At 47.1% G+C, this 23,159-nt stretch carries 11 protein-coding genes and 1 pseudogene; 10 read left to right on the top strand and 2 right to left on the bottom strand.

The features are described 5' to 3' along the window. On the bottom strand, positions 1-502 hold a 502-nt coding region (locus V6C93_RS18760; protein ID WP_349262762.1), incomplete at its 3' end, for a hypothetical protein. 68 nt (positions 503-570) lie between these two features. Further along, positions 571-3,279 carry a DUF4139 domain-containing protein gene (locus tag V6C93_RS18755; protein WP_333478190.1) on the bottom strand — a complete coding sequence of 903 codons (2,709 nt, stop codon included), beginning with the start codon at positions 3,277-3,279 and terminating at the stop codon, positions 571-573. Between the two features lie 315 nt (positions 3,280-3,594). Here V6C93_RS18755 and V6C93_RS18750 point away from each other — a divergent pair, with 315 nt between their 5' ends. The 10 genes and pseudogenes from V6C93_RS18750 (at position 3,595) to V6C93_RS18710 (ending at position 22,899) form a co-directional block, all read left to right on the top strand. Beyond that, on the top strand, positions 3,595-4,314 hold the full coding sequence (locus V6C93_RS18750) for an N-acetylmannosamine-6-phosphate 2-epimerase (protein WP_333478189.1): 720 nt from the start codon (positions 3,595-3,597) through the stop codon (positions 4,312-4,314). A gap of 68 nt (positions 4,315-4,382) precedes the next feature. Then, a complete protein-coding gene (locus tag V6C93_RS18745) occupies positions 4,383-4,916 on the top strand; it encodes a hypothetical protein (protein WP_333478188.1) in 534 nt (177 codons plus the stop codon). A gap of 363 nt (positions 4,917-5,279) precedes the next feature. Then, a complete protein-coding gene (locus tag V6C93_RS18740; protein WP_333478187.1) occupies positions 5,280-6,500 on the top strand; it encodes a sigma-70 family RNA polymerase sigma factor in 1,221 nt (406 codons plus the stop codon). Beyond that, positions 6,497-7,690, top strand: coding sequence for a DUF1822 family protein (locus tag V6C93_RS18735; protein WP_333478186.1), 1,194 nt, complete (start codon positions 6,497-6,499; stop codon positions 7,688-7,690). Before V6C93_RS18740 ends, V6C93_RS18735 begins: the two co-directional genes overlap by 4 nt. A gap of 279 nt (positions 7,691-7,969) precedes the next feature. Then, positions 7,970-10,417, top strand: coding sequence for a CHASE2 domain-containing protein (locus V6C93_RS18730; RefSeq protein ID WP_333478185.1), 2,448 nt, complete (start codon positions 7,970-7,972; stop codon positions 10,415-10,417). A 104-nt stretch (positions 10,418-10,521) separates the two neighbouring features. Continuing rightward, positions 10,522-10,752, top strand: a pseudogene (locus V6C93_RS38345) (bestrophin family ion channel); the annotation flags it as partial. A 386-nt stretch (positions 10,753-11,138) separates the two neighbouring features. Further along, entirely contained in the window at positions 11,139-11,978 is an 840-nt protein-coding gene (locus V6C93_RS18725) for a DUF928 domain-containing protein (RefSeq protein WP_333478184.1), read from the top strand. Positions 11,979-12,170: 192 nt separating this feature from the next. Further along, the gene (locus tag V6C93_RS18720) at positions 12,171-15,086 is read left to right on the top strand and encodes a calcium-binding protein (protein WP_333478183.1); all 2,916 of its coding nucleotides are present in this window, start codon (positions 12,171-12,173) and stop codon (positions 15,084-15,086) included. A gap of 359 nt (positions 15,087-15,445) precedes the next feature. Then, the gene (locus tag V6C93_RS18715) at positions 15,446-18,562 is read left to right on the top strand and encodes an S-layer family protein (protein WP_333478182.1); all 3,117 of its coding nucleotides are present in this window, start codon (positions 15,446-15,448) and stop codon (positions 18,560-18,562) included. 80 nt (positions 18,563-18,642) lie between these two features. Next, positions 18,643-22,899 carry a filamentous hemagglutinin N-terminal domain-containing protein gene (locus tag V6C93_RS18710; protein ID WP_333478181.1) on the top strand — a complete coding sequence of 1,419 codons (4,257 nt, stop codon included), beginning with the start codon at positions 18,643-18,645 and terminating at the stop codon, positions 22,897-22,899. Positions 22,900-23,159 lie beyond the last annotated feature (260 nt).

The following is a 23,159-nucleotide window of genomic DNA, read 5'->3' as shown; positions in this document are numbered from 1 at the left end:
CAACGCTTTCGTCGCTGCGCTTGGCGATCGCAATTTCTGAGTAGTGACCATTATGCGATCGCGTGACTAACCTATTAAGGTGAGCCATGAGAGCCTCTCGAATTGCCTCTATCTCCGACATGACTTGCTTAGCCTTATCATCAGTCAAACTAGAGGGTTCTCTCAATTGCTCAATTAGCGCTTTGAGAGTATAAAACACTTGCATTAATAAATCTTCTAGCTTTTGATCAACTTTGAGTGAACCCTGCTGTTGAAGTATTTTGAAACAATCGACTAAGCAAAAGCTACTTTTATGAATGCTGCTGATATGAAAGTTGCTAACGGGTAGTAGGTTGGCTCCGCCAACAATTCCGCAACGAGCCGCACTGAAAAGTTCGCTAACACTTTCTGGGTCTTCAATGGTACATTGCAGATTGAGTAAACCCTGCTCAATAACAGCGAGGTGGTTTTGAGCATCCTCAATGTAGTAGCCCATAATTTCTCGTAGATTTTCCGACTGCATAGCGAATGTCCCTACCGTAGATGCTGATTTTCTCTAACACATCCTTCAACCAATGGCGCGTGAATCCCTTATTCCCGCCGATTTCCACCGATTAGCTCGCTATCTACAAATGTCTTAACGGTGTACTGTACTGATAGCATCGTTTGCTCTCCTCCTGGCACTTGCACCTGCCAGCGATAACCCCCGCGAATCGGTGCGCCGCGCTCCTTTTGTTCATACTTCTCCCACTCTGGCGAAACGCGATCCATTTGCACATCAACTTTGGCATCGGCGTCAGGGATGGGAATTCGTTCCCGTACCTCAATTCGAGCCTCTCTGGGTAGACGGTTGGCAATATCAATTTGAATGTTGTGGCGCAGTTCGTTAAAGGCAACAAGGGTTTCACCGGAACGAACTTCCTGATAACTCGTGTTCCGGGCAACTTTGATGGCTTGCTCAACCCCTAGACCTAACTCCATCTGTCCCTTGGGTGGCACTGTAGTAATATTAGTCGATAAAATATACTCCCCATCCACATACACATCAGCAGGGCCGGCTAGTAAGGGAGCTTGTAGCGGGTTCTTGAGTTGAGCAATGCGAAACACATTGATATCCTCGCGGGGCACTACAACATAGCGCAAATCTACGTCTGTCGAGTTGCTCGTCAGGGCAACGGAATGAAATTCACCGTCTGAAGGGACATCCACTCGTCCGTCAGCGTTGTAGGCATAGTCAAAAGAACCTGCAACAGTTCGTACCTGAATTCCGCCCGCAGGGAGATTGACATAGACGCAATTTTGTGAATCTGACGTAGCCTGTTGCACAACTTCGATGACATCAAAGCCAACAACAACATTCCGGCGCTGGAGGATTTCTAAATAGACTTCCTGCCGTTGTTCAATCGACAATTTACCGCGTTTGGTTAGGTCATCGGCGGCTCCCATGCGCATTAAGCTATAGGCGAGGCGATCGCTTATAAAGTCTTCCTCCATCCTCCTTCTGGGTGCGGGTGGTGCCGAAGGAGGCATCTGCTCCATCAACCCTCCAATTTCATCGTCTAGTTCGTCTATCATGCCTGGAGAAATGAGGGTAATATCAAAGGCATCCAATGGTGCAGAAGCTTTAGCCATTGGTTTCTCACGTCTCATCTCGCTCTTGTTGCGTGAGAATGCTTTTGTGCGCTCCTGACTCCTATCAGCTGTGACTCCTGCTGTTTCTCCTATCCTCCTAATCTGTTGTGTCCGGACTTGGGTGAGGTCAACCCCCAGATTTTCCAGAATTCTAGGGCTATTGCCCTCTTCTACCTGACTCAAGCTCAGAAGCAGGTGTTCGGTGCCGATGTAGTTGTGACCTAGTTTGCGGGCTTCTTCTAGAGATTGCTCTAGGAGGCGCTGAGCTCTGGGGGTGAGAGAAGGATTTTCTACTGGTACCAAGCCGGAACCACGACCAATAATTTTCTCAACCTCAATCCGGGCATCTTTGAGTTTGATGCCCATTGATTTAAGTACTTCAGCTGCAAGACCTGTATCTTCTGCAATTAAGCCTAGGAGGATTTGCTCTGTGCCGATGAAGTTGTGTCCCAGACGACGGGATTCTTCTTGGGCTAGCGCGATCGCCTTAATTGCTTTTTCTGTAAAGCGTTCAGATATGGGTGTTCCCAGTTCATCATTTAGAGACTGCTTGCGCAGCTCAATCTCCTCTTTATGTAGCTCAAATCTTCCAGCCCTGTACATTGGGGTGCTAACAGCTAAATTGTCTAACGGTGGCACTTTTGGGGAAAAGATGTCGCTGATGATAGATGGCTGGTGCACAGCAGAAAGCACGGCTTGCTTTTGCCTATCGAAATTCTCAAACAGAATCTCAGCACCGCTTGGAGGAAGACGCCAGCCAGATTTTCTAAGCACGGGTTGAGCGCGCCCCAACCGTAGTGACGGCAATTGGGGCAACTCACACCAAGCCAATGGCTCAGCAGTAGAGAGTTCCAATCGTACCCCTGACCAATCCTCACCCGTGCGCTGACAAATTAATGCTCGTACTGCTATGGTTGCCTGATTTGCCACACTATCCAAACGGCAGATATAAGTTGGTGTCCAACGTGCACCTGGAACAAAATACTCTACAACTAACCTTTGCCCCTCAACTGTGCTTGGTTCACCCTCATAACTCAACCGGACAATGACTGTCTTACGAAGCTCATTCGGTCTAACTTCTCTAGCACTGGAAGCACGAGCTTGTTTTTGCAGTAAATCGTTGAGATTGTCCTGCGCTTGACGTAACTTTTCCTTAGTTTCCCGCTTTTCTGTAATTCGGGCACGAACTTGTTCATCCTTAAAGTTAGTCAAGGCGAGTCTAGCACTCAGGGGCGAAGGCGGAGGAGCTTTCCCTTCTTCCCCATCCGGTCGTTCTGGTACTTCTAGCTGATAGAGGATGGCGATTTCATTGTCAATTAAAGCGATCGCATCCGAAATCCTTCTTACCTCAGCCTTCGCTTCCCGCACCTCCTCATCGGAGGGTGAATTTTGTACGGCATGGCGTGAGGGAACAGCTAAACCAATCCGAACATCGGTTGCAATTGCCGTACTCCCGCCCAATTCAGCTTCAACACGCACCCGAACACTGCTATCATCCAGTGCTAGAGGTAATCCCGCCATTTCAACATGCTCTGGGATTTCGCCTGCGCCTAGCTGTAAGTCGGCGACACGGGTAACCGTTGCACCCGCTGCATAGATTTTTACTTTGTCAATTCTGGAAGTCAGTTGTGTGTAGACGCTTGGCGTCTTATCGTCAGACATTACCATATTCTTCCGGGCTTAATGGATGGCGTTTTCCAGCCTCTATTTCTATATCTCTCAAGGGAAGAGAGGATATGCAAAAAATTTGCAGTAACTTGACCTGTGATGCTTCCTGACGTGCGAACTCACTAGGCTGTGTTTATTGCCTCCCCATCCAATTCAGCTCCCCCTAACTCTCTCTTAAAAAGAGGACTTTAGCAGAATTTTCCCCACTTCTTAACCGAAACTTTAATGAGGAGGACTGGGGGAGCGAAGGGTTGGAAAATGCGCCCTAGGGTTAAAATTGCTTGGCACTGTCCCTAATCCCTTCCAACCTCTAGTATGGTAGCGAATTTTAAAAGTCCAATTCAGGGTTTTTTTAAAGGTTTAATTGTTTCTTGTCAAGCCCCTATTGACTCACCTTTACACGACCCCTTAGTGATTGCTGCTATGGCACAAGCGTCTGTGAACCAGGGTGCTGTCGCAGTTCGGATTGATACACCCGCTCATGTCGAAGCAGTACGCAGGCAATGTCCAACAACTCCAATTATTGGGTTGTGGAAACAGCAGTTACCAGGGTTTGACGTTTATATTACTCCTCAGTTTCACCATGCAGAAGCGATCGCCGAAGCGGGTGCAGATATCATTGCGATTGACGCGACATTACGCCAACGCCCTGAAGGGGAAACGGTTGAGACTCTAATTGCTCGAATTCACGATGAACTCGGCAAGTTGGTGATGGCAGATGTGGATACGATTGAGAATGCGATCGCATCCCAAAAAGCAGGTGCGGATATTGTGGGTACCACTCTCTACGGCTACACCGATCCAACTCAACACCTCTCTCCCCCCGGATTTGACCTTCTCAGTCAGATCGTAGAGCAGTTGGATGTTCCCGTCATTTGTGAAGGCGGTATCGCTTCACCCCAAATGGCTCAAGAAGCCCTCAAACGAGGAGCCGATGCTGTTGTTGTGGGTACGGCGATTACTGGCATTGATTTGCAAGTCAAAGCTTATCAAAAGGCTATCTTAATTGCCTCAGAAAAGACTAAAGTTGACTAAGTCTTACTCTTATGTATAGCGTGTGGGATGATGTAATTTGATACCCATTGGCGGCAAACTGTCTCTCGATGCAGAAAAAGACCAAGTTGATTAGCGCAATCATTGCCAGTACAGCAGTGTTTTTTGCTCTTGCCCCCCAAAGCAAGCAAATTGCCCAGGAGGAACCACTCTCTATCTTTCTCTTCAGGCGACCCTGTGTTAATACAGGAATCGGCAACTGGGATCGTCGAACTGAAGATGTATCAGTCGGTAGAGCAGTTTACACATCAAGGTTATTTATGGGGCCAGGGAATCGCGCTGCCTCAATGACCTGTAAACTTCAACCCAATGAGGCAGGAGTAATCTTTCAACGGCTGAGGTTATCGTTTGGAATGCGCGACAACGACAGAGGTAGTCCTCCAGTTAATGTCAACATTTACTTGAATGGGCAAAGGGCTGAAGCTAGAACCGTTGCTCCAGGACAAGGAGAGGTTGTGACGCTGGATGTCTCTTCTACCAGTAACGTTGCAATAGAAACTATTTGTTCCAATCAATACACATATTGCGATCGCGTTTATTTCTGGGAAGCAGAGCTAGAATATCCACCCATTCCTAAAAAATAGCGCTGACAAGGGTCAAAACACAGCCGAGAATTCATCTTGATACTCAACTCACTTATACTACTTTGAGTAGTATAAGTGAACCATAACTGGAGGCAAAAAATGAACTTGCTGGACTTTTCAAGCCGGATTTGACGAACCCGCGTCATGGCATTCACGCAATTAATCTAATTGTATACAAAATAATAGCTATTACTTTTTTCAGTATCAATCTTTCTGCCCTGATACGGCAGGTTTTTTATCTTTTTTTGGGCTTCAAACAAAACAATATCTTCACTTATAATTCATCCCGGAATATAGCCCGGATTCTAAGTTAAACGCTTCGCTTTTTGATTTCGTTACATCGAATTCAGGTCATTTGTATTCATGCGTTCTCGCCAAAGCATTATTGACATTTTTTCGACCTTCCTGCAATTTGAGGCAGATTGCTTTAGCGGGTGGGTAATAGCTCCCAAGCTGCGCCGTAGTATGCAGAATGGTTTGGAACAGCTACCAGAGGCGCAATCGTCAGAAAATTTTTGGGCACTTTACTGGCACAAGCGCTGGAAAGCTCAGCCAGCACCTTTGATTGAGGCACATTTGTCTGCTTACTTGCAAGAAACCTGTTACTGGAGTGTACAACGGGTCATTCCCCGTTCTGCCAGTCCGCCGTACAAATTGTCAGACTATTTTCAGATTGCGATCGCACAAGTTTCTAAAATCCTGAATTCCTGCGACCCCAACCAACATGCGACACTGAAAACCTATAGCCGCGTCGCGTTTGGCAATATTGTCCGGGATGCTCTGCGCCAACAACAGCAGATCGACCTTTGCAACGAATGGGGATTGCTGCTCAAATTAAGTCGCAAGCGCTTACACGAATCGTTACAACGTGCTGGACTAACAGAGCAAACTATTGCCCGTTACCTGTTAGCCTGGACTTGTTTTGAGGCGGGTTACGTTTTAAACAACTCAGGTGGAATTCGCAAAATCCAGCGACCCAACCGAGCAACTTGGGATGCGATCGCTAATCTCTACAATACCCAACGTCAAACCCAACTCAACCCACCTGGAGAAGAATGCACACCTGAAACCTTAGAAAAATGGCTACTTTATTGTGCAAATCAGGCACGTTCCCATCTGTATCCTAAGGTTACCTCTCTCAACTCCCCCAAACCAGGACAGGAAGTCGGTGAGTTGCTTGATGATTTGCCAGACACCGCTACTGAATCTTTATTAGCAGATGCGATCGCTCAGGAAGAAACCGAGACTCGACAAACCCAGCAAACTCAGCTCAACACCGTTCTAACATCAGCCCTAGAACAACTTGATACCGAAGCCAAAACGCTGATGCAGCTTTACTATTGCCAAGGATTAACTCAACAACAAATCGCGCAGCAGCTAGAAATGAAGCAATATACCGTGTCTCGCCGCCTCACTAAAGCAAGAGAATCATTGCTGCTGGCGCTAACTCGTTGGAGTAAAGAAACGTTGCATATTTCCACCACGTCCAACGTGGTGAAACATATCAGTACAGTTTTAGAGGAGTGGTTGCAGGATTATTACCGCAATCTGAACCACCACTCCTCAGAGGAGGCGTCTCAATGACATTTTCGTGTGTTCCCCCAACCCAATTATGGTTAGATGTCTCGCCAGACGTTCAAGAACAGTCTTGGCAGCAAAGCCAGTCGTTTGTTACCCCTTGCGGGCGCTGGAATGCTTACCTAAATCAGATGTGCCTGAGTACGTTTCTTCCTTGGCTTCAGGAAGAGTACGAACCGGAGGCAACACTCTGGACTGACGACACCGCACTTCCGAGTTTTTGGGAGGTGGTGAACGGAACAGCAATAACAGTGGATACAAAGCGCTTTGTTTTGATTCCAGACAAGACGTTGGAGGCGAGAGAATTTGGTGTACCGCAGGAATGGGTGGATATTCCTGGGTGGGCAGGCGATTACTACCTAGCAGTGCAAGTCGATCCGGAAGGAGAAGGGATGCGAATTTGGGGTTATACTACCCACGAGCAACTAAAGGCATCCGGCAGTTACGATCCAAGTGATCGCACCTACTGGCTAGATGCTACTGAGATGATCGAAGATGTGAGTGTTCTTTGGGTAGTCTGCCAACTGTGTCCCGACGAACCCACCCAAGTTGCGATCGCACCCTTGCCTGCTATACCGGATACCCAAGCAGAAAACTTGCTAGAACGTTTGGCAAATCCAGCCATTCTCAACCCCCGACTAGAGTTGCCGTTTGAGCTTTGGGGTGCCTTACTCGAACGCGAAGATTGGCTACATCGCCTGTACCAACAACAGAGAGGGCAGTCGGTAGAGAGTGCATCGAATCAAGTCAGGGTGAACTTGAGCCAGTGGTTCCAGAATATCTTTGAAGATACCTGGCAGTCACTCGAAGCTCTATTTGCCTCACAGCCAGATTTTGCCCTCAGCCTCAGACGTAGTGCCGAACAAAGTGAAACCGTTGTCCGGCGAGCAAAGTTAATTCACTTGGAAACCCAAGTACCAAGTCCAGCTTTAGTCCTGCTGTTGATACTGGAAACCGAATCTGATGGCAGAATGGGAATTCGCATACAGTTACGTCCTACGGAGGCTGACGCTCATCTACCAGCTAATATCAGACTAGCGCTGCTCTCGCCAACAGGAGAAACCGTCCAGTCTGTAGAAGCACGCGATCGCGATAACCACATTCAACTCAAACGCTTTAAATGCCCACCCGGAATGCCATTCACCGTTCAAGTCTCACTAAATGAAGTTAGCATAACAGAAGAGTTTGTGAGCTAAACCCTAGCATAAAGTGAGCCAGTCGAAGGAGGAAAAAGAAATTATCCCACGAATCAATTCAAAGGCTTAAATTCTATTCCTCCTTCCACTCATCTCTGCTTCCTCCAAACCCTCCGCGCCCCTCCGCGCTTTCCTCTGCGCCTCTCTGCGTTAAAAACAGCTCTTTCGATGCTCACAGCTTCCCTCTCTTCCCTTCTTAAATCCCATTACTTTCCTTCAATAAAAAATTATCAATCCAAAAAATAATTTAATTTTAAATACAATAAATTTGACTTAAATATGAGTCAATTAGTTGTCTTAAACTTGGGGAAAGGTGACTGGTATCAGGGTTTTGGTACAGTCATCGCACAGCTATGGGAATCTCATAGCCCAATTCCCATGCAATTCATGGGAAGTTTACCAGCTGCACCCGAATTAGACGACCTTTACCAACGCTGGCAACGTCTGTACCAAGTCCTGTATGAACACTTAGGGTGGCGTCGTTACCGGGATATTCATTTTCAAATTGAAGTTGATGAAGATGATGTAACGAATGTTTCTAAAGACGAGTTCACCGAAGTTTGCCAGGACTTAAAAATCCACATCAACAATTGGCTTAACGCCGAGCAATTTCGCAATATTGACCGACAGCTACGCACGCGATTAATTCCAACGGATGAAATTCGTTTGATTGTTACTGCCGAAGATAAGAAACTGTTGCAGTTTCCCTGGTGTCTTTGGCATTTCCTGGAGGATTATCCCAACGCTGAAATTGCACTTTCTCCGCCAGAGTTTACACGCTCGATTAAAGCGGCTCCTAAAAGTACTAAAGGTCAAGTCAAAATCTTAGCTATTTTGGGCGATCGCAAAGGCATCGATCTGGATAAAGACCAGTCGTTACTCAAGCAATTACCCAACGCTGAACTGAAACTTTTAGTTGAACCCACCCCGCAGGAATTAAATTTACAACTCTGGGAGCCAGGTTGGGACATTCTTTTCTTTGCCGGACACAGTACTAGTGAGCAAAAAGGTCAAATTAAATTAAATTCAACAGATAGCCTTACAATCGAGCAGTTGAAATATGGCTTGAAAAAAGCGATCGCACACGGATTAAAGCTAGCCATTTTTAACTCCTGCGATGGTTTGGGATTAGCTTGGGACTTAGCGGATTTACATATTCCCCAAGTCATTGTCATGCGAGAATCTGTGCCGGACTTGGTGGCTCAAGAGTTTTTGAAGCATTTCCTCACAGTCTTTTCCGGGGGACAGTCTCTCTATACGGCGGTACGAGAGGCACGGGAAAAATTACAAGCTTTGGAGCAGCAGTTTCCCTGTGCCACTTGGTTGCCTGTAATATGCACCAATCCTGCTGAAGTCCCTCCCACCTGGGAAGAATGGTGTGGTGAAGTGGCAGGCATTAGCGTTAGCGACAGGGACAATAATCAAGTCCAAGGTGTACCATTACCAAGCCAAGTTGAAGAACAAAGCTTGGTGCAACAGCCCCAAAGCATTCCCTCAAAACTTCGGCGTCCCTTCCTCAAACCGAACTGGCATCAACTGCGGAGTCTGATTCTCAGCAGTATAGTCATCACTAGTTTAGTCGTGGGAGTGCGATCGCTGGGGATATTGCAGCCCTTAGAGTTATGGGCGTTCGACCAATTCCTCCGCCTCCGACCCGAAGAAGCCCCCGACCGCCGTATTCTGGTGATTACAGTCAGTGAAGCCGATATTCAAGCCCAAGGACAAGAAGAGCGGCGCGGCTCGCTGTCGGATAAGACACTCCTTCAACTCCTACAAAAATTGGAGTCCTATCAACCACGAGCCATAGGCTTGGATATCTACCGAGATTTTCCCGTTAGCTCCAATTATCCAGATTTGGCAGCTCGTCTGCGACACTCTACTTCACCTCTGATTGCCCTATGCAAAAGCCGAGATGCGGAGGACGATCCGGCTGGTGTTCCGCCACCACCTGAAATTCCCGAATCCAGGCTGGGTTTTAATGATTTTGTGGAGGACGACGACGGCGTACTGCGACGCCACCTCTTATTTATGACTCCAGATCCAGCTTCCCCTTGTCGGGCAAACTACGCGTTCAGCACTCAGCTAGCCTTTCGTTACCTGGAAGCACGGGGAATTCCAGCTGAGTTTACACCGGAAGGGAACTTAAAGCTCGCTCACACGATATTTAGGCGCTTGAAAAAGCGGACTGGCGGTTATCAAAATCTGGATGCAGGGGGAAACCAAGTACTGCTCAATTACCGCTCCAACCGTTCCCTAAAAAAGATTGCCCCACAAGTAACGCTGACCCAAGTATTGAGCGATCGCATCGACCCCAATGCTATCAAAGACCGAGTAATTCTCATTGGTGTGACAACGCCTAGTAGCGGCGATCTCTGGTCTACTCCCTATGGCACTGGCCCTTCAGAAAAAATCCCAGGTGTATTCATTCAAGCGCAGATGGTGAGTCAAATTCTCAGTGCCGTTCTAGACCAGCGACCCTTATTGTGGGTCTGGCCTGGGTGGGGTGAAGTGTTGTGGATTTGGGGCTGGTCTGTGGCAGGTAGCATTCTTACCCTTGTGTTTTACCGACCAACTCATCTGGGTTTAACAGGAACTGCTGCCTTGGGGACATTATCGGGACTCTGCTTCATTATTTGCACTCAAGGGGGTTGGGTACCCATCGTGCCATCCATGTTGGCTTTAGTTATTACAGGTGCTACGGTTGCCTACCTTACCTCTAAAGCCTGATCATTGGGAGTAGGGAGTCGGGGAAGAAAGGCTATTTTCATTTTCGGTTGCGGCGATTCCGCCATGACGCCTGTCTTGAAAGTCGGGAATCGAGAGTGGTGGAGTTAGGTAGTGTAATTCCCAGTATTGTTTTAGCTTTATTGCTAGTTTTTCGGACGAATACAGCTTATGAGCGATTTTGGTAAGGAAGAAAACTTTGGGGTAGCACAGTTAACACTATCCGCAATTTAGCTTGGCAAGTTTGGGTTGCAGTTGACGAAGTTGAACCTGGCGATCGAGAGCGTAAAATTAGCGCATTACATTTATTGCCAGCGTTTGCCATCGCTAAAAAACTATAGCAATTCTCATGCTTGTGATGTACAGTCAATTTTTCTCTCTTCTTTGTGTGACATGAAATAGCACAATTAGGATGTACATCATGAGTCCGAGAAACGCTATATATCTCCGTATGCGATCGTTGCTTTCTCGTTTAAGTGATACCAAATCCGCCTTGATAACTCGCTATTTGGCATGAGGAGTGTTACCCCTGATTCGCCAACAGTATCTTTCTAAGAGCCAGGTATTTTTTCTCTAGTTGGAATGTTTTCTGACAATTAATATATGGTTTTCATCGTTCCATCTCGGATGCAAATTTACATTAACTTTACACATCACAGACTTGTAAATTCAAGAATTGCAGGTTTGTGCCGTGTAGCAAGTAGTTAGTGAAATGGTATTACCGATGACTAAGATGACGTTACGCCTTGACCGCATGATACTTGCCTGTGCGATCGCGATCGCATCCTTGACCAGTTATTCCCAACGGGGAGACTCCCAACCTCCTGAAGTCAATACCAATAAGCTCAATGGTGTACCGTTAATCTATGATGCACCGCCTCCTCCAGACCAAGGTGCTCCCGGTGGTCGTTCTCGTGGAGGGTCAGGTCGGGGGCCATGCCAAAATTACCAATCGCTTACGCCGCTAGTACCCGTTACTAAAGGAACCACAAAGAACTTTGTTTGGGGGTTAACAGTTTCGGCTCATCCTACATTTTGGTTTGACATTCCCCAACGACTCACGGCTCAAGTTCCTGTCGAGTTTGTCTTGCAGGATACAGGAGATAATGTAGTTTATACGCAGAAGTTGACCGTGCCAGAAGCGTCGGCTGGTATCGTCAAGTTCTCTGTACCCTCTACGGCACCTTCCTTAGAAGTTGGCAAACGCTATAACTGGACGTTTTCAATTTATTGCGACCCAGAAAGTCCCTCTGCTGCGGTTTCTGTCCGAGGTTCAGTGCAACGGGTTGCCTTAGATTCAGCGCTAGAGAGTCAGCTCAAAGCGGCTAAAACGCCGTTGGAACGAGCTGCCCTTTTTGCCCATAAGGGTATCTGGCATGACGCTCTAACGACTTTAGGTGAGCAGCTTAGCGGGAGTAAACAGAAAGATTCTGCGATTGCAGCGGCTTGGGCTAATCTACTACAGCAAGTTAACTTGGGAAATTCCGCTTCAGACCCGATTGTCCCATGCTGCACTGCTGAGCAAGTCACAACCAATCAGGCATATACCAAACCGACACGATAGTAAGACGGAGGAAAATGCAAGCGGATTAATACAACTTTACAACTTGGTCGCATCACTGATGGGGAGGGACATACAGCTAGCTGTGTGTCCCTCCAAAACTTTTTTTGTCATATTTTCCCCAAGCGGTGCATAACCTGCAAAACCCCACCGTGTAAGTCAGTGAACAAGTTGATTAACCAAGGAAAAACTTACATGGCTAATTACTTCGGCACCTCTGGAAACGACACCCTTGCTGGCGGATCAGAAGCTGATTCCATCTGGGGACGAGAGGGAAACGATACCATTTATGGAGGAACCGGCGATTATCTCTACGGTGAACAAGGTAACGATGTTTTTATCGCTACAGAGGCGGCGCAAGTTATAGGAGGTTCGGGTACTGATACCTTAATATCCAACTATAGCCAATCGAATGATGGTGTTGGAATTCACTTAAGTGCAAATCCTAGTCCGACTTTCATGAGAATTGATCGGCTTGATTCTGTTGGCAGTAACCTTCTTCAATTCGACTCGATTGACGCGTTAAATGTCACAGGGACTCAATACGATGACATTCTTGATGGCGGGATGCTAGATGTTACCCTGAGTGGTGGAGCAGGAAATGATGCTCTATTTGGACAAAAAGGTGTTTTTTCAGGGGGTTCTGGCACTGATACATTAACAGCAAACTATTACACCAGCAATGTTCCATACGGGGTTCATTTAGGATGGAACGGAGAAAACACCGTCAGACGTCGCGATAATGGCAGCGTTATTCTCACTCACGATGGGATTGAAGCGTTCAATTTCACAGCAACTGATTACCAAGATTTCCTGGTTGGTCAAAATGGTAATGACACCTTCTATGGTCTTGGTAATAATGACATCATTGATGGTGGCAATGGCAATGACATCCTCGATGGCGGTAGTGGCAATGACTTCCTAGAAGGAGGTGCGGGCAACGATCAATTATTTGATGTCATGGGTTCTGATACCTTGAGTGGGGGAGCCGGAGATGACTATCTGTATGCAGTCGCTGATACTCAAGGTGCAACCAAGCAACTTTATGGAGGTCAGGGTGCAGATACATTCGTTTTAGATATCAAAGGTGATATCAATCTTGGTTTTGACTTTAATGTTGCCAAACTAGGTAATTTTGTCAATGCGATTACATTGCCTGAAAATCAAGGGCCTGATTGGAAACGATTGGGCATGGATGTGGGCTTTAATGCCTTAGGTGCGGTTGTTGGTGCAATACCTGTCGTTGGTGCAGGAGCAGCCTTTTTGACTTCAGTTGCTCAAACGGGTGTTGGTGCTTATTTAGACCAGGAAGACTTGCAAAATCAGATCCACAGCCAGGAAGAAAGAGCAAACCAATCCATTAAACAATTTGGTACTTCTAATTGGGGTACAGTTTTTTCACAAGGGGCGAGAGATACTATCAAGATTAATGATTTTCAGATTGGTCTTGATAACATTATGTTGCCACGATTACCCGATCCAAATTATTTTTATCAGGTCGATTTGGTTTCTGGGGTACAAGGTGGAGTCATGTTGTCTGTTCGCCGCAATACGGCAACTGAACAATTCCAAAATATTGCCTTTATTGCCAATAACTATACTGATGTCGGCATCACCGATCAACAATTTCAAGGATTAGTACAAGACTTGATTCAAGGCTCAACAATCGGTACATTTGCTAAGACTCCAATCATAGGAAATAACAATGTCTCTGGGATAGAGAACCTCTCAGGCTCGTTTGCCAACGATAATATTAAGGCTAACGGAGGCGACGACCAAGTTTTTGGCTACTATGGCGATGATGTCATTCAAGGTGGGGATGGAAACGACACTATATTTGGGGGTACCAACCAAAATCCATTTTACGCAAAATATGAGTTGGACTATGGAAATGATGGGAATGACATCATCAGTGGCGGTGCGGGGAACGATCTTATCTATGGTGAATCGGGCAATGATTTTCTCAATGGTGGGGAGGGAGATGACATCCTATATGGGGGTTACGACCAAAACTCACCCTACGCAGAATATTATAAGTCGTACTATTTGAAGGATGGGAATGACACCCTCAATGGAGGTACTGGGAACGATGTTCTCTATGGTCAATCCGGCAATGATTTGCTTGATGGTGGAGAAGGAAATGACACCCTATATGGTGGAGTCGGGAACGATACCCTGATTGGCGGTACAGGCGACGATCGCCTCATTGATACCAATGGTACTGTCGATGGTGGTGCTGGCACCGACACTCTCGTTGCAGACTACAGCCAGTTGAACAATGGTGCTGGTGTCGATGTGGGATACAACGGAGCTAATGCCATCCTCAGCCGCCTAGATGGTAGTACTCTACTCAGTTACAGCAATGTTGAGCAGTTTAACCTTACAGGCACGCAATATGCCGATGTACTGCGTGGTGGAGGTGGCAATGACTTCCTCAGTGGAGGTGCTGGTGACGATCTTCTCATTGATACGAAGGGTACTGTCGATGGTGGTGTGGGCACCGACACTCTAGTTGCAGACTACAGTCAGTTGAACAATGGTGCTGGCGTCGATGTGGGATTCAACGGAGCTAATGCCGTCCTCAGCCGCCTAGATGGTAGTACTCTACTCAGTTACAGCAATGTTGAGCAGTTTAACCTTACAGGCACGCAATATGCCGATGTACTGCGTGGTGGTGTTGGCAATGACTACCTATCGGGTGGAAATGGCAATGACGAGTTTTATGGTGGAGGTGGCAATGACTTCCTCAATGGTGGAGCAGGCAATGACTTCCTCAACGGCTACGGTGCTAGTGTTGGTGAAATGGATGGACTAACAGGTGGTGCGGGGGCAGACACCTTTGTCCTTGGAGACTCATCCACTGCCTTCTATCTTGGTTCTAACTTAGGCGAGAGAGCTAGCGTCTATGACTTTAACTTGGCTGAGGGGGACAAAATCCAGTTGCATGGTAGCGCCAGTGACTACGCCTTCAGTGTTGGAAGCTACGGCTGGGGTACCGATGCCGCCGACACCGCCCTCTACTACAACAATAACGGCTCTTACGATCTCATCGCTGTCGTTCAAGACGTGTCTAACTTGAGTCTGACCAGTTCTGCCTTCACTTATGTCTAAGTAAACAACCAAACACGAGTTGTTGCTTGACTAAGTGCTAATCCCCTCAACAGGCTACTTACTGTTGAGGGGCTTTACAAATCTTAAGTTGCCTCTGCGCTAGTCTCCGTTTATGCTGTCAATCGACTAGCATTGACTCAACGAGTGTTACACCGTTTTCTCAAGCATTTACAACAGCTCGAATATGAGTTCCCCTCTTTTTAAGGCAGGGCTAAGGGGGATTGACACGAGAGTAAGACATTTCACTCGTAATAGCCTTGATGAATCAGCTCTAACTGGCAGGGTGATAATGGGCGAGAGGGAAGAATACATCTGCCAATTTAATGCACAATAACTTAATCCAAGGTTAAAAACTTGAGATGGTTTACAGGAAAAAAGTTTGGCACAGGTGTTTAAGTTTAGCCAGATGTTTTGCGATCGCAGGAGCATTAACAGAGGTTTCCTTAGCGATCGCCTTCACCGAAAAGTCCGCTATAGCACAAATTGTATCTGATACAACTTTAGGCGCACAAAATTCTATCGTTACTCCTAGTGTTAATGTTGGGGGTCAGACGGCTGACCGGATTGATGGGGGCGCAGCGCGAGGAACCAACCTGTTTCATAGTTTCTCACAATTCAACATCGGAGATGGACAGCGAGTTTACTTTTTCAATCCTTCTGGAATTGAGAATATCCTCAGTCGGGTAACAGGAAATAACGTTTCTAATATTCTGGGGACGCTAGGAGTATTAGGCAATGCCAACCTGTTTCTGATTAATCCTAACGGTATTGTATTTGGCCCCAATGCTCGTTTAGATATTGCAGGTTCGTTTGTGGCGAGTACGGCGAACAGTTTGGTATTTGACAATGGCTTTGCATTCAGTGCTACCACTCCTCAAACCCCACCTCTGCTAACTATCAATGTGCCGATTGGCTTGCAATACGGGGGCAATGCTGGAAGTATTCAGGTGCAAAGGTCAAGACTCCGAGTACCCAATGGCGAAACCTTAGCGCTTGTGGGTGGCTTAGTTAGTTTAGATGGTGCAGATGTGGAATCGCTTGGGGGTCGAGTGGAGTTGACGGCAGTCGGAGGTAGTGGCATTGTCGGGTTGAGTGTTAATAACAATGACTTACGTTTGAGTGTTCCCGATACCCTGCTGCGAACAGATGTATCGCTCACGAATGGAGCTTTTGTTGATGTCACCGCCGGAGGGGGCGGTAGTATTGCGGTCAATTCCCGAAATTTGGCTCTATTGGGAGGAAGTAGTCTGCTAGGCGGGATAGGACGCGGATTAGGTTCGCCTGACACCAAGGCGGGAGATATTAATGTTAATGCAACAGGAGAAATAACAGTCGAAGGTAGCGGCAGCATCGACAACAGCGTGTTGCGAAGAGGCAGGGGTAAGGGAGGTGATATCAATATCACCTCCGAGTCGCTTGTGATGACCAATGGTGCTTTACTAAAAGCCAACACTGAGGGACAGGGGGATGGCGGTAATGTGAATATACTTGCCCGCGAGAGGATTTCTCTGGATGGGGTAGGACGTGATGGCTTTTCCACTGCTATATCTGTTCAAGTGGGGGGAACGGGTAATGGAGGCAACCTCAACATCACTACCGACTCTCTATCTCTGACTAATGGCGCTCAAATCGGTCTTGCCACCTTTGGACAGGGGAATGTAGGCAATGTGAATATTACTGCCGCCAATACTGTCTCCATTGATGGTGTAGGGAGCCATAGACTCTCCACTGCTATTACCAACAGTGTGGCACCTAGAGCAGTGGGCAATGGTGGCGTTATCAATATCATGACTGGGTCGCTGTCTGTCACCAATGGGGGTCGCCTGTTTTCCAGCACATTTGGACAGGGAAATGGCGGCGATATGAAGGTTACAGCTCGAGATATCGTCTCTTTTGATGGGGTAGGGACTAATAAATTCTCTAGTGCAGCAGTCAGCCAAGTGAGTTCTTCAGGTGTGGGTAATGGTGGCACGATTGAAATTGCCACAAGATTACTGTCTATGACCAATGGTGCTCAACTAGCTGTCAGTTCTTTTGGACGGGGAGATGCAGGTAATGTAAGAATTACTGCTGGCGATACCGTGTCTCTTGACGGAGAGGGAAACAATGGAGTACCTAGTGCTATTCTCAGCAGCCTAGAAGCTAGAGGGGTGGGTAAGGGTGGCAACATTGATATCACAACTGGGTCGTTTTCTCTGAGCAATAGGGCACAACTATTTGCTAGCACGCGAGGACGAGGAGATGCAGGCAGGATATTGGTGCAAGCTGAGAATGCAGTTTCTGTGGCTAATGGAAGCCAAATTCGCAGCACAGTAGAATCAGGAGCAGTAGGCAATGGTGAGAAAATTGAAATTCGATCGCGATCGCTCTCCCTCACTAATGCTGCTCAACTCAGTGCCAGCACCTCCGGACAAGGAGATGCGGGGAATATCTTTGTAAGTGGAGTTGACTCGGTTTACCTTTCTAATAGCTCGATTTCTACGGCTGTCAACGCAGATGCAGTGGGTCAGGGAGGTAATATCCATATCCAGTCGCCAGTTCTATCTTTAGCAGAAGGGTCTATCCTTACTGCTCTATCTCGCGGACAAGGCAATGCCGGGAATGTTGAGATTGACGTTGCCGATGCCATTAAACTGGATAATTCTCAAATCACTGTAAACAAACAGGGAACGCAGGGAAATGCTGGTACGCTAAACGTTTCGGCTCGATCCATTTTGCTTGACAATCAAGGAAAACTGACGGCTGTGACCGAGTCCGGTAATGGTGGGGATATTATATTACAAGTACAGGACTTATTATTGTTACGTCGCGGCAGCACAATATCTACTACAGCCGGTACTGCAAGGGCAGGAGGAAATGGCGGTAACATCACGATAGATGCCGATTTGATTGTTGCTGTCCCTAAAGAAAATAGTGACATCACCGCTAATGCCTTTGAAGGGCGGGGCGGTAATATCAGCATCACAACACAGGGAATATTTGGTCTTCAGTTGGGCGAACAGCTAACTCCACTCAGTGATATCACCGCTAGTTCTGAGTTCGGTATAGATGGTGTGGTAGAAATCAATACACCCGATGTTGACCCCAGTCGAGGTGTGGCAGAATTACCGACCAATGTCGTCGATCCTTCCACGCAACTTGCCCAAAGTTGTCCCGGAAGCGGGGGAGCGACAACAGGTAAATTGAGTAAATTCATTGTGACGGGAAGCGGCGGTTTGCCTTCCAGTCCCAGTGAGCCATTCAACGGTAGTGCAGTTTGGCACGATTTGCGTCCGATGAAACAGGAAGCGACGAATCGCTCAGTGCAAAGAGTGCAACCTGAAGAGTCAGGAACGAAGAAGCTGGTAGAGACTCAGGGGTGGGTGCTTGGGGCAAATGGCGAAGTAATCCTCACCGCTTCCGCACCTACCGTTACACCCCACAACCTCCAGGTAACACCTATTGTTTGCCCAGACTCTAAACTTCCTCTGCATTGATGCAAAGTCAATTCTGGCTAAGGCTGATTGCAGTAGGCAACTGTTCGCACAATAACTTAATTCAATGTTAAAAACCGCAGATGCTTCACAGTAAAAAAGTTGGGCACGGGCGTTTAAGGTTAGCCGGATGTTTTGCGATCGCAGGAGCATTAACAGAGCTTTCCTTTGCAATCATCTTCTCAGGAAAGTCCGTTTTAGCACAAATTGTACCCGATAGTACTTTAGGCGCAGAAAATTCCATCGTTACCCCTAATGTAAATGTTGGCGGTCGGACTGCTGACCGGATTGATGGCGGCGCAGCGCGGGGAATAAACCTATTTCACAGTTTCTCACAATTCAATATTGGTGACGGACAACAAGTTTATTTTGCTAATCCTTCTGGAATTGAAAATATCCTCAGTCGGGTGACAGGAAATAACCGTTCCCATATTTGGGGGACACTAGGAGTATTGGGTAACGCCAACCTGTTTCTGATTAACCCCAATGGCATTGTGTTTGGGCAAAATGCCACGTTAGATATTAATGGTTCGTTTGTGGCGAGTACAGCGGATTCTTTAGTATTTAACAATGGCTTTGCTTTTAGCGCCACCAATCCCCAAACTCCACCCCTATTGACTGTCAATGTTCCCCTTGGTTTGCAATATGGAACCAATCCGCCAGCAACCATTACTAATACTGGAAATTTGGCAGTCAAACCGGGAAGAAATTTAGCTTTAGTCGGTGGTAGAGTTACCAGTACCGGGCAACTAATAGCCCCCACAGGTGCAGTTACTGTTCTAGGCGTTTCCGGGGATGTACAAGTCCGAGATTTAAAAGCTGGTACCGCTACATTAGCTGCTAGTGGGAATCTGAATTTAGTCGAAAGTCAATTGTACACAACTGGAGACTTAAATCTCCTAGCACTAGACACAGTGAGAATACGGGATAGTCTGACCAATCCTTTTGTTGCCAAAGCTGGGGGCAACCTCTATATTCAGGGCAACAAAGGCATCGATATTTTGGCACTGAATCATCCAGGCACACCCTTTCAAAGTGGTGGTAATCTCACACTTATCAGTGATGGCAATATCTCTGGGGATGCTCACTTTGCTAGTGTGGGTCGGTTTCAAGTTCTCAACCTGTCTGGTGGTTCTGGTCAATTTGTTTCCGAGTATGACCCAATTATTAGTTCCTACTCTGATGTGAATTTGGGGAACTACGTCGGTACATCTCTGAAGGTAGAAACTTTTGGCAATATAACAGCTGAGAGCATCACAATTACGGGGCCAGATACAACACTAGTTGGTTCTGACCCCGATATCCCAATTTTGACGAGTGGTTCTGCCTTAATTTTGCGCGCTGGTTTGACCAAGCTAGAAAATCCGCCCAATTTTGGTGTAATTATCTACTCCATCACTGACTTAGGCACCCTCCCTGAAGATAATTTCAGCATCGCCAGAGGCATCAATAATTCCGGTCAGGTGGTTGGTGATTCGGTTAATAACAATGGCACTAGTCGTGCTTTCCTCTACAGTGGTGGCACGATAACTGACTTGGGTAGTCTCCCTGAAGACAATACCACGCTTGGCTTTGGCATTAATAACTCCGCTCAGGTCGTGGGTCGTTCGACTAATCTTCAAGGTAGGGATAGCGCATTTCTCTACAGTAATGGCACAATGCAAAACCTGGGTACGCTGGGGGGGAATTCCACTACTGCCTTTAGTATTAATAACTCCGGTCAGGTGGTTGGCTACTCGAATACTGGCGGTAATAACTATCGTGCCTTTCTCTACAGCGGCGGTACGATACAAAACCTCGGCACTTTGGGAGGCAGCAGCTTTGCTTTTGGTATCAATGATTCTGGTCAGATAGTAGGTTATTCGGATATTGGTGGCGGCAGCTTTAACCCTCGCGCATTTCTCTACAGCGGTGGCACACTGCAAAACCTTGGTACGCTGGGTGAGGAAAGTGTAGCCTTAGGTATCAATAATCTTGGTCAGGTGATTGGCTACTCGAATATTGGCGGTGATAACTATCGCGCATTTCTCTACAGCGGCGGCACGATGCAAAACCTCGGCACTTTGGGAGATAGTAGTTTTGCCTCAGGTATCAACAATTCTGGTCAGGTAGTTGGCTATTCAGATGTTAATAATAACCGTCACGCCTTCATCTTCAATAGCGGCACGATGACTGACCTCAACAGGCTAATTTCCACAGACTCAGGTTGGACATTAAACGATGCACGAGCCATCAATGATAGTGGGCAAATTGTAGGTCAGGGTACGATTGCAGGTCAAGCTCGTGCTTTCTTACTTACACCTAATCCTACATCTACTTCAACTGGGGCAGGTAGCATTACTGTAGGTAATATCTCTCAAGCAGTACGCGCTCCTTTAACGGTGATTATGTCGGCTAGGAGCGATATTCAGACCCGTTCGATTACTTCCAATGGGGGCGATATTACCTTAATTAGTGGTGGTGCGATCAATACCACAGTTGGCAGAATCAGCTCTAGCTCTGCTTTAGGCGCTGGAAACATTTCACTCCAAGCAACGGGTGACCTGAGAGCAGGTGAAATCTCCGCTAATGGCTCAACTGGAGGTAAAATCTCCCTGTCGAGCGGTACCACCCTTTCTTTGGATAATCATGACATTAACAGCGTCACCTTAGGTTCAGGGGTAGGAGGTGATATCATCCTCAATGCTCCGTCAATTTTCCTAACAAATGCCAAAGTCTTAAGCGTTACTGATGGCTTTGGTGGTGAGCAGGGAGGAAATGTAGAAGTAACTTCCGATTCGCTTTCACTGCTCAATGGGGGTAGTTTAGGTACCAATACTTCTGGAACGGGCAATGCTGGAAACATAACTATTAATACCCGCCAATTAATTGTTCAAAACAATCAGCCTGGGTCAACTGTTACGACTGGAATTTCAACGGCGGCTTTACCTGATAGTACTGGGAATGGAGGCAATTTAACAATTAAAAACGCTGAGTCAGTGGAACTGATTGGTAACCAACCCGGCTCATTTACCATCGACCCCAGCTTAAGTACAGCGCTTACCCTAGCACAACTACCCACGGGTGTGTTGACATCCACTAGCGGCAGTGGAAAAGCTGGAGATTTAACAATTGAGACTGGGCGGTTAACGATTCGAGATGGAGCCGGAGCCTCTACATCTGCACTCCAAGACAGCAGTGATAATAGTGGTATCTTAACAGTCAACGCCACCCAGTCAGTAAACTTGCAAGGTAAAGGGGGTTTGGCAACTGCGACCCTTGGCTCTGGGGATGCAGGTGACTTGACGGTGACTACAGGCAGACTAAATGTTGAGAAGGGGGCTGTAATTTCCGCGGATACTCTCGGTGCGGGAAATGGGGGCAATTTAACGATTACTACCCCTCAACTGAGTATTCGAGATGGCTCGCGGATTGGGGCAGCAACGACGGGTCAGGGTGTGGGAGGCACCATCACAGTCAACTCCAGTAAGGTTGAGCTAGTTGGCACATCTCCTGATGGAAGGGTAGCCAGCGGTCTATTTGTTAACTCTCAAGGTTCACAAAAGGCAGGTAATTTGTTGGTGAATGCAGACCGAGTAACACTTGAGGATGGTGCACAAATTTCTGCTTCTACCGCTTCCGGTAATGGTGGGGATATTAGACTTAACGTACAGGACTTATTGTTGTTACGTCGTGGCAGTACGATATCCACGACAGCTGGTACTGCACGAGCGGGAGGAGATGGTGGCAACATGACGATAAATGCCAACTTGATTGTTGCTGTCCCCAAAGAAAATAGTGACATTACCGCTAATGCTTTCAAGGGGCGGGGCGGTAATATTAGAATCACGACGCAGGGAATCTTCGGTCTTCAGTTGGGCGAACAACTAACTCCGCTCAGTGATATCACCGCTAGTTCTGAGTTCGGTATAGATGGTGTGGTAGACATCAACACACCCGGCGTTGACCCTAGTCGGGGTTTGGCGGAATTACCTACAAATGTAGTTGATGCTTCCGGGCAAATTGCGCAAAGCTGTCCGGGAAGTGGAGGAGCGACAACTGGTAAATTGAGTCAATTCATTGTCACTGGAAGCGGTGGTTTGCCCCCTAGTCCTACTGAGCCATTCAAAGGTGATGCTGTTTGGCACGATTTGCGCCCACTAAGGCAGCAAGCAGCGAATCGTTCAGCTGAGGTAGTCCAACCTGAAGAGTCAGGAACGAAGAAGCTTGTGGAAGCCCAAGGGTGGGTAATTGGTGCGCATGGTGAGGTAATCCTGACCGCTTCTGCACCGGCTGTTACACCCCACAACTTGGAAGTTGCACCTATTGCTTGCCCAGGTTCTAAACTTCCTCAGCATTGACGCAAAACCAATCTTGTCTGTAGTTTGTTGCAGTAGGTAGGCGATCGCACCGTCGAGTAACAAATCAGGACTTACCCAGTGAAACGAAATCTCGTTGTTCTGAACGTTGCTTAAAAAGTTGGAAATCTGATTCTACCGTTGTAAAATTCACTGAGTTTGTAAGTCTTAAAACTATATCGTGTCGGGTAGCATAACTTTTGTTTGCCAGCTTAAAAACCCCTGTCACTCAAGTCAGGGGCTTTTATGTTGGTACCAATTTT

The organism is Allocoleopsis sp., from assembly GCF_036703385.1.
GTDB lineage: Bacteria > Cyanobacteriota > Cyanobacteriia > Cyanobacteriales > Coleofasciculaceae > Allocoleopsis.
The sequence above is the reverse complement of the archived record's forward strand: the minus strand, read 5'-3'. Positions and strand labels throughout refer to the sequence as shown.

What these genes read in the sequence shown, in the direction of transcription:
- V6C93_RS18755 (WP_333478190.1), bottom strand. Translation starts at nt 3,279, where the DNA reads ATGGTAATGTCTGACGATAAGACGCCAAGCGTCTACACACAACTGACT.
- V6C93_RS18750 (WP_333478189.1), top strand. Translation starts at nt 3,595, where the DNA reads ATGGTAGCGAATTTTAAAAGTCCAATTCAGGGTTTTTTTAAAGGTTTA.
- V6C93_RS18745 (WP_333478188.1), top strand. Translation starts at nt 4,383, where the DNA reads ATGCAGAAAAAGACCAAGTTGATTAGCGCAATCATTGCCAGTACAGCA.
- V6C93_RS18740 (WP_333478187.1), top strand. Translation starts at nt 5,280, where the DNA reads ATGCGTTCTCGCCAAAGCATTATTGACATTTTTTCGACCTTCCTGCAA.
- V6C93_RS18735 (WP_333478186.1), top strand. Translation starts at nt 6,497, where the DNA reads ATGACATTTTCGTGTGTTCCCCCAACCCAATTATGGTTAGATGTCTCG.
- V6C93_RS18730 (WP_333478185.1), top strand. Translation starts at nt 7,970, where the DNA reads ATGAGTCAATTAGTTGTCTTAAACTTGGGGAAAGGTGACTGGTATCAG.
- V6C93_RS18725 (WP_333478184.1), top strand. Translation starts at nt 11,139, where the DNA reads ATGACTAAGATGACGTTACGCCTTGACCGCATGATACTTGCCTGTGCG.
- V6C93_RS18720 (WP_333478183.1), top strand. Translation starts at nt 12,171, where the DNA reads ATGGCTAATTACTTCGGCACCTCTGGAAACGACACCCTTGCTGGCGGA.
- V6C93_RS18715 (WP_333478182.1), top strand. Translation starts at nt 15,446, where the DNA reads ATGGTTTACAGGAAAAAAGTTTGGCACAGGTGTTTAAGTTTAGCCAGA.
- V6C93_RS18710 (WP_333478181.1), top strand. Translation starts at nt 18,643, where the DNA reads ATGCTTCACAGTAAAAAAGTTGGGCACGGGCGTTTAAGGTTAGCCGGA.